Origin of the sequence: Catellatospora aurea (assembly GCF_042663325.1) — a bacterium.
GTDB lineage: Bacteria > Actinomycetota > Actinomycetes > Mycobacteriales > Micromonosporaceae > Catellatospora > Catellatospora aurea.
On record NZ_JBHTAC010000051.1, the window covers coordinates 20,907 to 33,779 of the forward strand.

General features: G+C 72.3%; 15 protein-coding genes. 6 read left to right on the plus strand and 9 right to left on the minus strand.

The genetic code is table 11. The features are described 5' to 3' along the window. Position 1: 1 nt before the first annotated feature. Both ACFQO7_RS32255 and ACFQO7_RS32260 read left to right on the plus strand, forming a co-directional pair. A complete protein-coding gene (locus ACFQO7_RS32255) occupies positions 2-538 on the plus strand; it encodes a hypothetical protein (protein ID WP_376809925.1) in 537 nt (178 codons plus the stop codon). Then, a complete protein-coding gene (locus ACFQO7_RS32260) occupies positions 538-1,020 on the plus strand; it encodes a hypothetical protein (protein WP_376809926.1) in 483 nt (160 codons plus the stop codon). Before ACFQO7_RS32255 ends, ACFQO7_RS32260 begins: the two co-directional genes overlap by 1 nt. A 46-nt stretch (positions 1,021-1,066) precedes the next feature. Here the strand turns inward: ACFQO7_RS32260 and ACFQO7_RS32265 are convergent, their stop codons facing one another. The 7 genes from ACFQO7_RS32265 to ACFQO7_RS32295 form a co-directional block, all read right to left on the minus strand. Further along, positions 1,067-1,684 carry a hypothetical protein gene (locus tag ACFQO7_RS32265; RefSeq protein ID WP_376809927.1) on the minus strand — a complete coding sequence of 206 codons (618 nt, stop codon included), beginning with the start codon at positions 1,682-1,684 and terminating at the stop codon, positions 1,067-1,069. 211 nt (positions 1,685-1,895) lie between these two features. After that, entirely contained in the window at positions 1,896-2,540 is a 645-nt protein-coding gene (locus ACFQO7_RS32270) for a GTP cyclohydrolase II (RefSeq protein ID WP_376809964.1), read from the minus strand. A gap of 5 nt (positions 2,541-2,545) precedes the next feature. Next, on the minus strand, positions 2,546-3,250 hold the full coding sequence (locus ACFQO7_RS32275; RefSeq protein ID WP_376809928.1) for a RibD family protein: 705 nt from the start codon (positions 3,248-3,250) through the stop codon (positions 2,546-2,548). Next, positions 3,243-4,187, minus strand: a complete 945-nt coding sequence (locus tag ACFQO7_RS32280; RefSeq protein WP_376809929.1) for a lysylphosphatidylglycerol synthase transmembrane domain-containing protein — start codon at positions 4,185-4,187, stop codon at positions 3,243-3,245. Before ACFQO7_RS32280 ends, ACFQO7_RS32275 begins: the two co-directional genes overlap by 8 nt. Positions 4,188-4,278: 91 nt before the next feature. Further along, positions 4,279-5,334 carry a glycosyltransferase family 4 protein gene (locus ACFQO7_RS32285; protein WP_376809930.1) on the minus strand — a complete coding sequence of 352 codons (1,056 nt, stop codon included), beginning with the start codon at positions 5,332-5,334 and terminating at the stop codon, positions 4,279-4,281. A 109-nt stretch (positions 5,335-5,443) separates the two neighbouring features. After that, entirely contained in the window at positions 5,444-5,842 is a 399-nt protein-coding gene (locus ACFQO7_RS32290; protein ID WP_361054590.1) for a 6-pyruvoyl trahydropterin synthase family protein, read from the minus strand. Positions 5,843-5,847: 5 nt separating this feature from the next. Next, positions 5,848-6,828 carry a zinc-dependent alcohol dehydrogenase gene (locus tag ACFQO7_RS32295; RefSeq protein ID WP_376809931.1) on the minus strand — a complete coding sequence of 327 codons (981 nt, stop codon included), beginning with the start codon at positions 6,826-6,828 and terminating at the stop codon, positions 5,848-5,850. Between the two features lie 45 nt (positions 6,829-6,873). Here ACFQO7_RS32295 and ACFQO7_RS32300 point away from each other — a divergent pair, with 45 nt between their 5' ends. Then, a complete protein-coding gene (locus ACFQO7_RS32300) occupies positions 6,874-7,671 on the plus strand; it encodes a CDP-alcohol phosphatidyltransferase family protein (RefSeq protein ID WP_376809932.1) in 798 nt (265 codons plus the stop codon). Here ACFQO7_RS32300 and ACFQO7_RS32305 read toward each other — a convergent pair. Beyond that, positions 7,647-8,375 carry an FkbM family methyltransferase gene (locus ACFQO7_RS32305; RefSeq protein ID WP_376809933.1) on the minus strand — a complete coding sequence of 243 codons (729 nt, stop codon included), beginning with the start codon at positions 8,373-8,375 and terminating at the stop codon, positions 7,647-7,649. The two genes, ACFQO7_RS32300 and ACFQO7_RS32305, sit on opposite strands and share 25 nt — an antisense overlap. A gap of 192 nt (positions 8,376-8,567) precedes the next feature. On the opposite strand from ACFQO7_RS32305, the gene ACFQO7_RS32310 reads away from it, so the two are divergent. The 3 genes from ACFQO7_RS32310 to ACFQO7_RS32320 all read left to right on the plus strand — a co-directional run bounded on the left by ACFQO7_RS32310 (position 8,568) and on the right by ACFQO7_RS32320 (position 12,051). Further along, positions 8,568-9,500 (plus strand): aminoglycoside phosphotransferase family protein, encoded by a 933-nt coding sequence (locus ACFQO7_RS32310; RefSeq protein ID WP_376809934.1) that lies wholly within the window; start codon positions 8,568-8,570, stop codon positions 9,498-9,500. A gap of 171 nt (positions 9,501-9,671) precedes the next feature. After that, positions 9,672-11,111, plus strand: coding sequence for an alpha-amylase (locus tag ACFQO7_RS32315; protein ID WP_376809935.1), 1,440 nt, complete (start codon positions 9,672-9,674; stop codon positions 11,109-11,111). Between the two features lie 118 nt (positions 11,112-11,229). Further along, complete coding sequence (locus ACFQO7_RS32320; RefSeq protein WP_376809936.1) at positions 11,230-12,051, plus strand: oxygenase MpaB family protein; 822 nt, start codon at positions 11,230-11,232, stop codon at positions 12,049-12,051. Between the two features lie 57 nt (positions 12,052-12,108). On the opposite strand, the gene ACFQO7_RS32325 is transcribed toward ACFQO7_RS32320, so the two are convergent. Next, a complete protein-coding gene (locus tag ACFQO7_RS32325; RefSeq protein WP_376809937.1) occupies positions 12,109-12,750 on the minus strand; it encodes a hypothetical protein in 642 nt (213 codons plus the stop codon). Between the last annotated feature and the right edge of the window lie 123 nt (positions 12,751-12,873).

Sequence of the window (12,873 nt, forward strand, 5' to 3'; positions counted from 1 at the left end):
GTTGAGCCTGCACTACGAATGGACGCTCTCGCTGCGCCTGCGCCCGGACGTGTCCGAACGCTTTCTCGCCGAGCTCCGCTTCCACCTCGGGCTGGCTGAAGAACCGCCCGAAGACCCCGAACTCGAGTACGGCTGGCCGTGCCTGGTCGGGGACTCGGACGACGCCCTGCCCGGCGGTGGTGCCCGGTCCCTGGTCCTCCAGCAGCCGTATTCGAGCCGGCCCGCTTCGCTCGGGCTGTTCGTCAGGTTGATGGTTCTCGACGACGCGTTGTACGACATGATCCAGACCGTGCCCGCGTGGCTGGCCCCCCGGTCGGCGACGCAGGGCTGGATCGGGTTCGCGCGCGAGGAGCAATCACTGGACCCCTGGCTGAACTTCTACGTCCAGGACGGGCACGCGTACGCGGCATATCCCGGCGGTATAGCTCACCCACTGGCCGAATCCGCGCCGCCCTTCAGGCTTGGCGAGACCACCGACTTGACGGCAGGTGCCTGGCCGAGTCGCCGGGCGCTGCCGGTTGCCAGCCTGCCGACCTGATGACACGACGGTTCGGGAATCGGAGCACCTTCGCCGTCGAGGTCGGCGAGGTCTGGTCTCGGGACCTGCGCATCGTCGACCTCTGGGCCGCGGGCAAGCGGCTGACGACCGACGACAACACGGCCTTCGTCCCGTCCATCTGCCATCAGATGCGATTGACCGCAGCGTTGGTGCGGCAGCGCGAGATCCCGCCCTGCCCCTTCCCGGGCCGCCCGTCGGAAGAGATCTTCCGGCGGCTGCGCGCAGACGGCACGGAGTTCGCCGAGCCGTACTGGTTCATGGGGTGGAGCGAGATCCTCGACAACGTGTCCAAGTACGCCTACCTGGACGATGACCTCGTGATCGTCTTCGCGTTCTGGCGGGCGACGCACCCGTTGCCCGAGGACCTCGGCAAGGTCTTCACTGCCAGGATCCCACCGGACGAGTTCGCGGCCACAGCGCAGGAAGCGGCTGACCTGCTGTATACGGAGTGGGCCGGCTGACGCCGGGCACCATGCCTTCGCCTGGTGCCCGGCGGGCAGTGCCGGATCAGCAGAAGTCGGTGCCGCCCTCGTAGCTGGACTTCAGGTAGGCGGCGTCACCGGCGATCATGGCGAAGACCTTCTTGTTCTGGTCGAGGTCGAACAGGATGCCCCGCCCGGACGTCGTGGTGACCAGGTACGCCGCGCCGCCGTTCAGTTCCTTGCCGAGGTTGCCGTAGATCGACGACACGGCGGCCAGCGTCATGCCGAGGCGGGCGCCGGACGGCGTCGGGATGGTCTTGGACCGGTTGACCACGAGATACAGCACGCCGTCGGGCCGGAACTGCAGCTGGATGTCCTTCCAGACGCCGGTGCCGCTCGCGGTGGTGTTCACCGGGCAGGTCTCGGCCCCGGTGGCGACCTTGTCGAGGATCCCGCCCGCCTTCAGCGCCTCCAGGTTCGCGCCGATCGTGTACGGCCCCGCGCCGTCGACGGTGAAGTTGATCGCGGGGGACGGCGACGGCGACGCTGCCGGGCTCGTCGCCGCGCTGGGGGAGGCCTCCGCGGACACGCTGGCCTGCGCGCTCGGCGAGGGCGTGGTCGGGGCGGGGTCGTCGTCGCCGCAGCCGGCGAGGACGGCGACGGTGAGCACGGGAAGCAGAGCGAGACAGACACGACGCAGCATGATCTGTAGTGGAGCGGATCCCGGATCGGCGCGCTATCAGCAAACCGACTCACGTTTCAGCCCACTCGCACATCGGCCCGAACGGCCGATCCCACCCGATCCCGTCGTCCCGGCGTGCAGTTTCAGGGAAACTGCGCCTTCGCGGCCGCCCATTGCCGCACTTTCCTTGAAACTGCACGCCGGGCTGCACGCCGGGCGGCGAGCGGGCGCGTCAGCGGGTCGGGCGGAGTTGGAGGGTGTGGGCGGCGTGGCGGGCCTTGGTGGCCAGGTAGCCGGCGTTGGCGGGGGAGAGGTGAACCTCCGTCGGGACGCGCTCGGTCACCGAAACCCCCAGCCGGACGAGCTGCTCGGCCTTGTCGGGGTTGTTGGACAGCAGGGCGACCCGGGTGACGTCGAGGGCGCGGAGCATCTGCGCGGCGACGGTGTAGTCGCGCGCGTCCTCGTCGTGGCCGAGGGCGAGGTTCGCCTCGTAGGTGTCCAGGCCGGTGTCCTGCAGCGCGTACGCCTCCATCTTGGCGTACAGGCCGATGCCCCGGCCCTCCTGGCGCAGGTAGAGCAGGTAGCCGCCGGCGACGGTGATGCGTTCGGCGGCCTCGCGCAGTTGCGGGCCGCAGTCGCAGCGCTGGCTGCCGAACACGTCGCCGGTCAGGCATTCGCTGTGCGGGCGGACCAGCGGCACGGGCAGGTCGTCGGCGTCGCGGCGCAGCGTCGTGGCGTGGTCGCCGAGCCCGAGCGCCAGGTGTTCGCGGCCGTCGACGAGACCGGTGAAGGTGACGACCCGGGCCGTGGTCGAGTAGCCGTCGGGGAACCGCAGCGGCACCTGGACCTGGGTGCGCACCGTCGCCAGCGGCAGCATGCCGGTCACCGGCCCTGCTCGGCGCTGTCGAACCGGGGCGACAGCGCGTACCGCAGCAGCACCACGTCTCCGATCTGCTGGACGTCGGCCAGTTTCGCGCGCCGCCCGGGGTGGAAGGGGAAGTCGCCGTCGTTGACGAAGCGGCTGGCCCGCGAGTCGCCGACGAAGAACGGGGCCACCACCAGGTGCAACTCGTCGGCGAGGTCGGCGGTGAGGAACTGGGTGTGGATGGTGCCGCCGCCCTCGACCATCAGCCGCTCGACGCCGCGCTCGTACAGGTCCTCGGTGACCTGGCGCAGGTCCACGGGCAGGCCGCCGTCGACGACGGTGGCGACGTCGCCGAGCAGGGCGCGGGCGTGCTCGACGCGCGGGCTGGCGCAGTACACGATCTTCTCGGCGTCGCCGGCGGTGAAGAAGGCTGCGCCGGGGTCGAGTTTGGCCTTCTCGGTGACGGTGACCTTGATCGGGCACTCCGGCACGCCGCGGGCCGTGCGGGCGTCGCGGCGGGACTGGGTGCGCACCATCAGGCGCGGGTTGTCCCGGCGTACGGTGCGCGCGCCGACGAGGATCGCGTCGCAGGAGGCGCGGACCGCGTCGACGCGGTCGAAGTCGGCGGCGTTGGACAGCAGCAGCCGCTCGTCGGTCGCGCCGTCGAGGTAGCCGTCGATCGACATGCTGCAACTGAGCAGGACGTACGGGCGCTCACGCATGCTGTCCACTCCGAGGTTTGGTGCGTGCCAGCAGGACGGCGGCCCCGGGCAGCGCGGCGACCAGGCCGAGCACACCGTAGGTGACGGCGGCGGCGACGCCCTGCGTGGAGGTCATCCCGGCGGCGGCGAACGCCCAGGCGGCGACGCCTTCGCGGGGGCCCCAGCCGGCGACGTTCAGCGGCACCGCCATGGCCAGCAGGGCCAGCTGGGTGAGCGGCACCAGCAGCGTCACCGGCGCGTGCGCGCCCGCGGTGCGGGCGGCGATCACGAACATGACGAGCTGTCCGGTCACGACGACCGCGGAGGCCAGGCCGATGCCGACCCAGCGGCGGCGGGTGACCAGGACCTGCCGGACATCGGTGTACGCGGTGCGCAGCGCCGCCGCCCAGCGGGCCGACCGGCTCCGGGCCAGCGCCCGCAGCGCCAGCGCGACGGCCAGCGCGGTCGCCGCGACGGCCGCCACGATCAGCGGCATGCGGTCGCGCACCGGGGACGGCAGCACCAGCAGCAACAGCAGCGAGGCGGTGATCTGCACGGTCAGCCCGATGGTGCGCTCCAGCACCACGGCCCGCACCGCCAGGCGCACGTCGCTGATGTCCAGCCCGTGCCGCACCGCGCGGTGCACGTCGCCGACCACGCCGCCGGGCAGTGTCGTGTTGAGGAACAGCGAGCGGTAGTACGCCTTGACGGCCCGTCCCAACGGCAGCCGCACGCCGAGGCCCTCGGCGACCAGGCTCCACCGCCAGGCGCAGGCCACCGTGCTCAGCGCGCCGAGCCCGAGCGCGGCCAGCAGCGCCGGCCGGTCGACCAGGCGTACGCCGTCGAGGAACGGTCCGGTGCCCACCTGCCACACCAGCAGCACGAGGATGAGTAGTCCCGCGATCGCGCGCACCCAGGCCCCGAGACGGCCCGCGGGCGGCGGGGGGACCTCTGTCACGGCACGGTGCAACACGCTCTCCTGTTCAGACACTTCATACTTCCTAGAGGTACCGTCCCCGCGTGTCTGTGGATTTATACACACAGCGCCGTCATCGGGCCAGCGGACCGTGCGCTTCCACTCGGCGGAGGACCGTGCCGATCCGCTCCGCGGTGCGGGTCCAGTCGGTGAGGTGTGCGCGCCGGGCGCGGGCCGTCCGCCGGAGCCGGTCGCGCAGGTCCGCGTCGGTGAGCCAGTGGCGCAGGGCCGCGGCGAACGCCGCGCTGTCGGGCGGGACCAGCAGGCCGGGAAGGGTGCCGTCCGGGGCCGCGCCGAGCGCCTCGGGCAGTCCCTGGACGTCGCTGACCAGCGCCGGGATGCCCCGGGCCAGTGCTTCGGTGACGACCATGCCATAGCTCTCCCCGCGCGAGGGCAGCACGAGCAGGTCCGCGGCCGCGTACATTGCGGCCAGGTCCTCGCCCGTGCGCACGCCCGCGAAGGCGATCCGGCCGGCGACCGGATGTTCCCGCAGCCGTGCCGCGTAAGCCGGGTCGCGGTCGGGCGAACCGACGAACACGCAGCTCCAGGGTAGCTCGGGGAGCGTGGCCAGGGCGTCGAGAAGCAGGTGGTGGCCCTTGTGCGGGGCGAGCGCCGCCACGCAGAGCAGCCGGGTTCCGGCGGGTGAGCCGGGGGCGGGCGGAGCGGGGTCCACCCCGGGTGGGGCGGAGACGACGTGGCCGTACGGCAGGCCGTACGCCTCGATGGCCCGCTCGCGGCACCACCGGCTGGTGGTGACGACGGCGGTCGCCTCCCGCAGCACCCTGGCCTCGCCGGGCCGCAGGCCCGCGTCGGTGTCGCCGAACAGCATGTGGGCGAGCACGACGAGCCGCAGCCGGGGCGCGCACGCGGCGAGCACGTCCGGCGCGGCGACGGCGACCAGACCGTCGAGCAGCACCACCGCGTCGTCGGGCAGCGACGCGAGCACTTCGGCCAACCGGGAAAGGTCGGGCGTGGCCGGATGCGGCCACCCACCCGCGACCGGGTGCTCGCGCACCGTCCAACCTGCCGCGGCCAGCTCCTGGCAGACGCGCCGGTCGTAGACATTGCCCCCGCTGGGGAGGGCGGGATCGTCGACACCGCCGGGGAGTACGACGTGCACGGTGCTCACGCGCCGACCCGCCGGGTGTCCCTCTCGGATCTTGTGCGCTTCGTGTCGCTCCGGCAGCACGAAGTGCACAAGATCCGGACTCGGCCCGACGGAACGGCGCGGCGGGTGCTCACAGGGGGCGCTCGTAGGAGGCCCAGGCGATGTGGGACTCGTGCAGGGTCACCGTGATGCCGGCCAGGCCGCGGGCGTTGTCACCGAACGCGCCCGCGTGCACCCGGGCCGCCAGCCGGTCGGCGATGACCTGGGCGAGTTTCTCGGTCGTGGTGTTGACGCCCGCGAACGCGGGGTCGTCGTCGAGGTTGCGCAGGTTCAGCGCGCCGACGACGGCGTTGAGCTCCTGCGACGCGGCGGCGATGTCGACCACGATGTCGTCGGGGTCCAGCTCGGCCCGCTTGAACGTCGCGTCGACGACGAACGTCGCGCCGTGCAGGCGCTGGGCCGGGCCGAAGACCTCGCCCCGGAAGCTGTGGGCGATCATCATGTGGTCGCGGACCGTCACGCTGAACATGGGGGTCACTCTCCGTCGTAGCTGATGGTGTGGCACAGGGCGGGCAGGGTGCCGTCGGCTAGGCCGGCCAGCACGTCGGGCAGCCGGTCGAACGGCGACTTGCCGGACAGCAGGGTGTCGAAGGCCGGGTCGCGCAGCAGGTCCAGGGCGATGGCGAGCCGGTCGGTGAAGGAGCGCCGCGCGGCGCGGGCCGGGGAGACCGTGCCGACCTGGCTGCCCCGGATGGTCAGCCGTCCGGAGTGGAAGGCGCCGCCCAGCGCCAGGCCGATCTCGCGGTCGCCGTACCAGCTCAGCTCGACGACGGTGCCCTCCGGGGCCAGCAGGTCGAGTGCGCGCTGCAGCCCGGCACCGGTGGCGGAGGCGTGGAAGGCCAGGTCGTTACCGCCCTCGGCGGCTTCGGGGGCGGCGAACGTGACGCCGAGCGCCGCCGCGACCGCGGCCCGTGCCGGGTTCGTGTCCACGAGCTGCACCGACACCCCGGGGAAGCGGGCCAGCAGGGCCGCGACGCAGCAGCCGACCATGCCCGCGCCGAGCACCGCGATCCGGTCGCCGACCAGCGGCGGGCCGTCCCACAGCGCGTTGACCGCGGTCTCCACGGTGCCCGCGAGCACGGCCCGGCGCGCGGGCACGCCGTCGGGCACCGGCACCACCGCGCTCGCGGGCGCCACGTAGCGGGTCTGGTGCGGGTACAGGCAGAAGACGGTGCGTCCGAGCAGCTCGGGCGGGCCCTGTTCGACGACGCCGACGTTGAGGTAGCCGTACTTCACCGGACCGGGGAAGTCGCCCTCCTGGAACGGGGCGCGCATCACCGCGTACTGGCTCGGCGGGACCTCGCCGCGGAACACCAGCGTCTCGGTGCCCCTGCTCAGACCGGAATGGAGGGTGCGCACCAGCACCTCGCCGGGCCCGGGATCGGGCAGCGCCACGGGACGGATCTCGCCCGCGCCGGGCGCGGCGGTCCAGAAGGCGCGCGCGTAGGATGCCATCGGCTTCCCTCTCCTCGGATCAAGGTCGAACCTAACGGAGGTACGGTGCCGCCGGTAAGACCGGGCCCCGTGATCGGGCTGTGCGTCCAGTTCGCCATGCTCGCGCTGCTGTCCGCGGCGGTCGGCCTCGGACACGCCGGATGGGCGGCGGGAATCTGCTACGCGATAGGGCTGTGTGTGCTGCTGACCCGCGCCATGCACACCGCCGGGCTGGTCGCGTTCGGACCCGCCGACCTGGTCACGCTGACCCGCGCGGCGCTCGCGGGAGGTGTCACCGCACTGACCGCGGCCTCGTTCACCGGCGACGTCCGGGTGCCGGTGCTGGTCGCGATCACGGTCGTCGCACTGGTGCTCGACGCGGTCGACGGGAAGGTCGCCCGGCGCACCGGCACCGCGACGGCGTTCGGCGCGCGGTTCGACATGGAGGTCGACGCGTTCCTCATCCTGGTGCTGAGCTGCTACGTCGCACCGTCGGTGGGGTGGTGGGTGGCAGCGATCGGCGCGATGCGCTACGCCTGGGTCGTGGCCACCTGGGTGCTGCCGTGGCTGCGTGGGCAGCTGTTCCCGCGGTACTGGCGCAAGGTGGTGGCCGCGATCCAGGGCATCGTGCTGGTCACCGCCGCCGCGGACGTGCTGCCCCGGCCGGTGCTGCTCGTCGCGCTGGCGGGCGCGCTCGCCCTGCTCACCGAGTCGTTCGGCCGGGACGTGGTCTACCTGTGGCGGCGGCGCACCGCGACGGCCGTCGCGGCCCGGCGGGCTCGCGCGCTGGCTTCGGACGCGGTCGGCACGCCCGCCGACGACGGAGCGCCTGCTGGGCGCTACAGCGAGCGGGCGCGGGCGTAGACGTCGCCGGAGCGGCCGAGGGCGCGGAAGCGCTCGTCAAGTAGCCGCACCAGGCCGGTCGCGTCCAACCACTGCTCGCTCGCGAAGCGCATGGTCTCCACGGGCGCGTAGTTGTACTCGTACGCGCCGAGCCGTTCCACCAGGTCCAGCGCGGTGAGGGCGGCCTCGTGGGCGAACGGCAGGTATTCGAACGACAGGGCGCGCAGCGGCCGGGACAGCCCGCGCAGCACGTCCGCCTCGAAGCCCTCGACGTCGATCTTGCAGAAGGCCGGCTCGCCGTACGTCGCGATGAGATCGTCCAGGGTGACCACCTCGACCTCGACCGACCGGTCCCAGCGCACCTCGGCGAAGCGCTCGTCGGCCGCGGTCACCGACTCGATCCACTCGTGCGACAGCGAAGAGACCGTCGGCGTCGCCGAGGACAACGCCAGCGAAGCCGTGCCTGCCCGCGCCCCGACGGCGGTGGGCAGGATGGTCACCCCCTGGTCGCGGCCGAAGAACAGCCGCAGCACCCGTAGGCAGTCGGGCTGCGGCTCGATCGCCAGCACCCGCGCGCCGAGCCGCCGCCACGGCCGCACCCGGCTGCCGACGTGCGCGCCGATGTCGTAGGCCAGATCACCCGGTCCCAGGAACTGCCCGTAGAAGCGGCGCATCCGCCGGTGGCGGCCCGGGATGCCGTGGTACATCACAAGGGATCTGGCCATTCCCCAGGCACGAGCGAGCATGGCCGAGCCTAACCCGCCACCGCGCCCACCACCCGCGCCCCGTCCCGAAACGAAGGAAGGGCACCTTCTACAACGCTCCGCGTTGTAGAAGGTGCCCTTCCCAACTTCGCTCCGGGCGGAGCAGGCGAAATCCGGTGGTTGGGGAGGTGGGCGGGGTGGGAGGGTGGGGCGGTGATCGAGTTTCCCGACCGGATGCGGCGGACCGCGTTGAGCAAGGGGGCGGCGGGCCAGGAGTGGCTGGCGGCGCTGCCGGGGCGGCTCGCGTACGTGTGCGCGGTCTGGGAGCTGACGCCGGGGGAGGCGCTCGACGGCGGGTCGGCCGCGCTGGTGCTGAAGGTGCGCCGCAGTGACGGCACGGAGGCGGTGCTGCGGCTAGCCCCGCCCGGGGACGGGTTCGCCGGGCAGGTGCGCACCATCGCGGCCGCGGACGGGCACGGGTACGTCCGGCTGTACGCCCACGACCCCGCCCGGGACGCCTCGTTGCTGGAACCGCTCGGCCCGGCGCTGGGCACCACCGCGCCCTCGCCCGAGCACACCCTTGACGTGCTGGCCGCGACCCTGCGGCAGGCCTGGCTGGTGCCCCGGCCGCCGGACGCGACCGTGCCGCCCGGCACGGACAAGGCCAGCACGCTCGCCGAGCTGATCATCGAACTGTGGCCGGAGACCGGACGGCCCTGCCCGGCCGAGGTCGTCGACCGGGCCGTCGGCTACGCGAACAGCCGCGCGGCCGCGTTCGACCTGGACGGCAGCGTGGTCTGCCACGGGGACCCGCACCCGGACAACGCGCTCGCGGTGCTGTCGCCCCGCCCCGGCGCGGAGTCGGGCTACGTCTTCATCGACCCGGACGGCTTCCTCTGCGACCCGGCGTACGACCTGGGCGTCGCGGTGCGCGGCTGGACGACCGAGGTGCTGGCGGCGAAGGACCCGGTCGGGCTGGTACGCGGCTACTGCGCGCGGCTCGCCGCAGCCACCGGCGTGGACGAGCAGGCGATCTGGGAGTGGGGCTTCACCGAGCGGGTGTCGTCGGGGCTCTACATGATCCGCCACGGCGCTCCCGAAGAGGGCCGTGAGTACCTGGAGTCCGCCGCCCGCCTGCTCGGCTGACAGGCCGTTCGGAAAGATCTTGCGTAGCGGCCGTCGTGCCGTTCTGGTTCGGACTCGTTGACTTCGTTGAAACTTCTTGTGAATATTGCCGCAAGGTTTCAATGCGGTTTCATCCGCGTACCCCTGTACCGCTGCGCGACATCCGTCCCCTCGTACGTCCGGAGTGTCCTCATGCAACGACGCAGACTTCTCCCCCTGGCGCTGGCGGCGGTCCTCGCCGCCGCGCTGCCGATCCCGGCCGCCGCCCCCGCCGCCGCGGCCCCCTCGGGCAGCAAGGACGTCATCGTCCAGCTCTTCGAGTGGAACTGGCCCTCGGTCGCGGCCGAGTGCACCAACTACCTCGGCCCGCGCGGCTACGGCTACGTGCAGGTCTCCCCGCCCCAGGAGCACGTGCGCGGCCAGCAGTGGTGGGTCGCGTACCAGCCGGTCAGCTACCGGGTCGAGTCCCGCAAGGGCACCCGTGCCCAGTTCCAGTCGATGGTCACCACCTGCCACAACGCGGGCGTGAAGGTCATCGTCGACGCGGTGGTCAACCACATGACCGGGGTGGGTTCGGGCACCGGCTGGGCCGGCTCGACCTACACGTCGTACACCTATCCGGGCATCTACCAGACGCAGGACTTCCACCACTGCGGCCGCAACGGCAACGACGACATCGTCAACTACGGCGACCGGTACGAGGTGCAGAACTGCGAACTGGTCAACCTGGCCGACCTCAAGACCGAGAGCGACTACGTGCGGACCAAGCTCGCGGGCTACCTCAACGACCTGCTGACCCTGGGCGTCGACGGGTTCCGCTGGGACGCCAGCAAGCACATGCCCGCGGCCGACATCGCCGCGATCAAGGGCAAGCTGAGCCGCTCGGTGTACCACGTGCAGGAGGTCATCTACGGGGCGGGCGAGCCGGTCCAGCCGACCGAGTACACCGGCAACGGCGACGTGCACGAGTTCCGCTACGGCAAGGACCTGGGCCGGGTGTTCCGGCGCGAGAAGCTGGCGTACCTGAAGAACTTCGGCGAGCCGTGGGGGCACCTCACCACGGGCAAGGCCGCCGTGTTCGTCGACAACCACGACACCCAGCGTGAGGGCGGCGACATCCTGACCTACAAGGACAACGGCATCTACGCGCTGGCCAACGCGTTCATGCTGGCCTGGCCCTACGGTTCGCCGACGGTGATGAGCAGCTACGAGTTCAGCAACAAGGACCAGGGGCCGCCGTCGGACGCCAACGGCAAGACCAACAACAGCACCTGCTTCTCGGGCGGCTGGCGGTGCGAGCACCGCTGGCAGGTCGTCGCGAACATGGTCGGCTTCCACAACGCGGTCCTGGGCACCACCGTCGTGAACTGGTACGACAACGGGAACAACCACATCGCGTTCGGGCGCAACGGCAAGGGGTACATCACGATCAACGACGAGGACAGCGCGGTCAACGGGCGGTCGTACCAGACCAACCTGCCCGCGGGTCGCTACTGCGACGTGATCCACGGTGAGAAGAGCGGCAGCGCCTGCACCGGCCCGGTGATCACGGTCGACGCGAACGGCTGGTTCGCCGCCAACGTCGCCGCCCACGACGCCATCGCCATCCACGTCAACGCCAAGATCAGCTAGCACGTGATCATCGAACTTGCCCGGCACCTGTGCGTATCTTGAGCGAACTTTCGCACAGGTGCCGGGCAAGTCGAGTGATCTTGACCGTTCGGGCGGCGGGCGTGGCACGCTGGGACGCATGGACGATGCGGGCGACCTCGGACTGTTCGGCCCCGGGTCGGTGACCTGGCGGGTGCACGGCGAGCCCGTGCTCTGGGTGGCCGGGGTGCGCTCGCTGTTCCTGCAGGCCCTGCACCCGCGGGCGATCGCCGGGGTGGTGCAGAACTCCAGCTACAAGGTCGAGCCGTGGGGCCGGCTGATGCGCACCGCGGACTACGTCGGCACCGTCATGTTCGGCACCACCGCCCAGGCCCGCGCCGCCGGTCGGCGCATCCGGGGCGTGCATGCGCGCATGCGCGCCGTCGACCGGGAGGGCCGGACCTACCGCATCGACGAGCCTGAGCTGCTGCGCTGGGTGCACGTCACCGAGGTGGAGTCGTTCGTGAGCACCGCCCGCCGGGCCGGCCTGGAGCTGAGCGACGCCGACGTCGACGGGTACTACACCGAGCAGCGCCGGGCGGCGCGACTCGTCGGGCTGGACCCGGCGTCCGTGCCGGGCACCGCGGCCGAGGTCGACGCCTACTACCGGCGGATGCGCCCGGAGCTGGCACTGACCCGCGAGGCCCTGGACACCCTGTTCTTCCTGATGGCGCCGCCGCTGCCGTGGCACCTGGGGCTGACCCCGGCCCGGCTGGTCTACACAGGGCTGGCCTGCACCGCGTTCTCGCTGCAACCGGGCTGGGCCCGCCGGATCTACGGCACCCTGGGCCTGCCCACCACCGACCTGTCCGCGTCGGTGTCGGTGCGCGCGCTGCGCCTGACCATGCGCGCCCTGCCCGACCGCTTCCTGCACGGCCCCATCTACCGCGACGCCATGGCGCGCGCCGCCGCAGCGGCCTGACGGCGGCCGCCGCCCACCCGTCCCCGCGACGTACGCGGGCAGCGGCAGCGCCCTTCCTCACGTCCAGGCGGGGGAGGGGGGTCGGGACTGCTGGGCTTCGGTGGAGACGCGGGGGTCGCCGGAGTGCAGGCCGTGCCACCAGCGGCGGCCGTCGGCGGCGAAGGAGGCCAGCGGTACGGGGGACCCGTCGGCGCGCTCGACGGACAGGCGCTGGAAGTGGATGTCGCCCTCGATGCAGTACTCCGTGTCGCCGCCCGGCTCCTCGCGGGCGCACTCGCAGAACCAGTACATCGTGTGCGTGGCCGGGCCGGTGCCCGCCAGCATCAGGCTGGCCGTCGCGGGCCAGTCGCGGGTCAGCTCGGGGTCGTCCAGGAAGCGCCAGCCGTACATCGGGTCGGACCTGCTGACCGAGGCGAGGAACGCGTCGGCGGCGTCGGCGTCGGCCAGCTCGATCGGGTGGCCGTAGTCGCGGCTCGCGGTCCGGGTGCGGTCCCTGCGCAGCAGCACCCGCATCAGGCTGACACCGGTGAACACCAGGGCGCGGCGGGTGTCCGCGTCGATCGGCCCCTCCTCCGGCATGGCGAGCACGTGCAGCAGCAGGCGCACGGTGCGGGCAGGCCAGTTCACCCGCAGGCCGACCACGTCGGACTCGTTGAGCGCTACGTTGCACCCCTCGAGCAGGGAACGATCCTGGAGCATGGTGACCATCATCGCGGGTGATCGACCCGTGCGCACCGCCCCGGCTGCCCGGATCGCGCGGCCGGTCGGCCGAACGGGGCGATCCGGTCGGCACGCGCAGAGGTCGCCGTGAACCGCGGATGG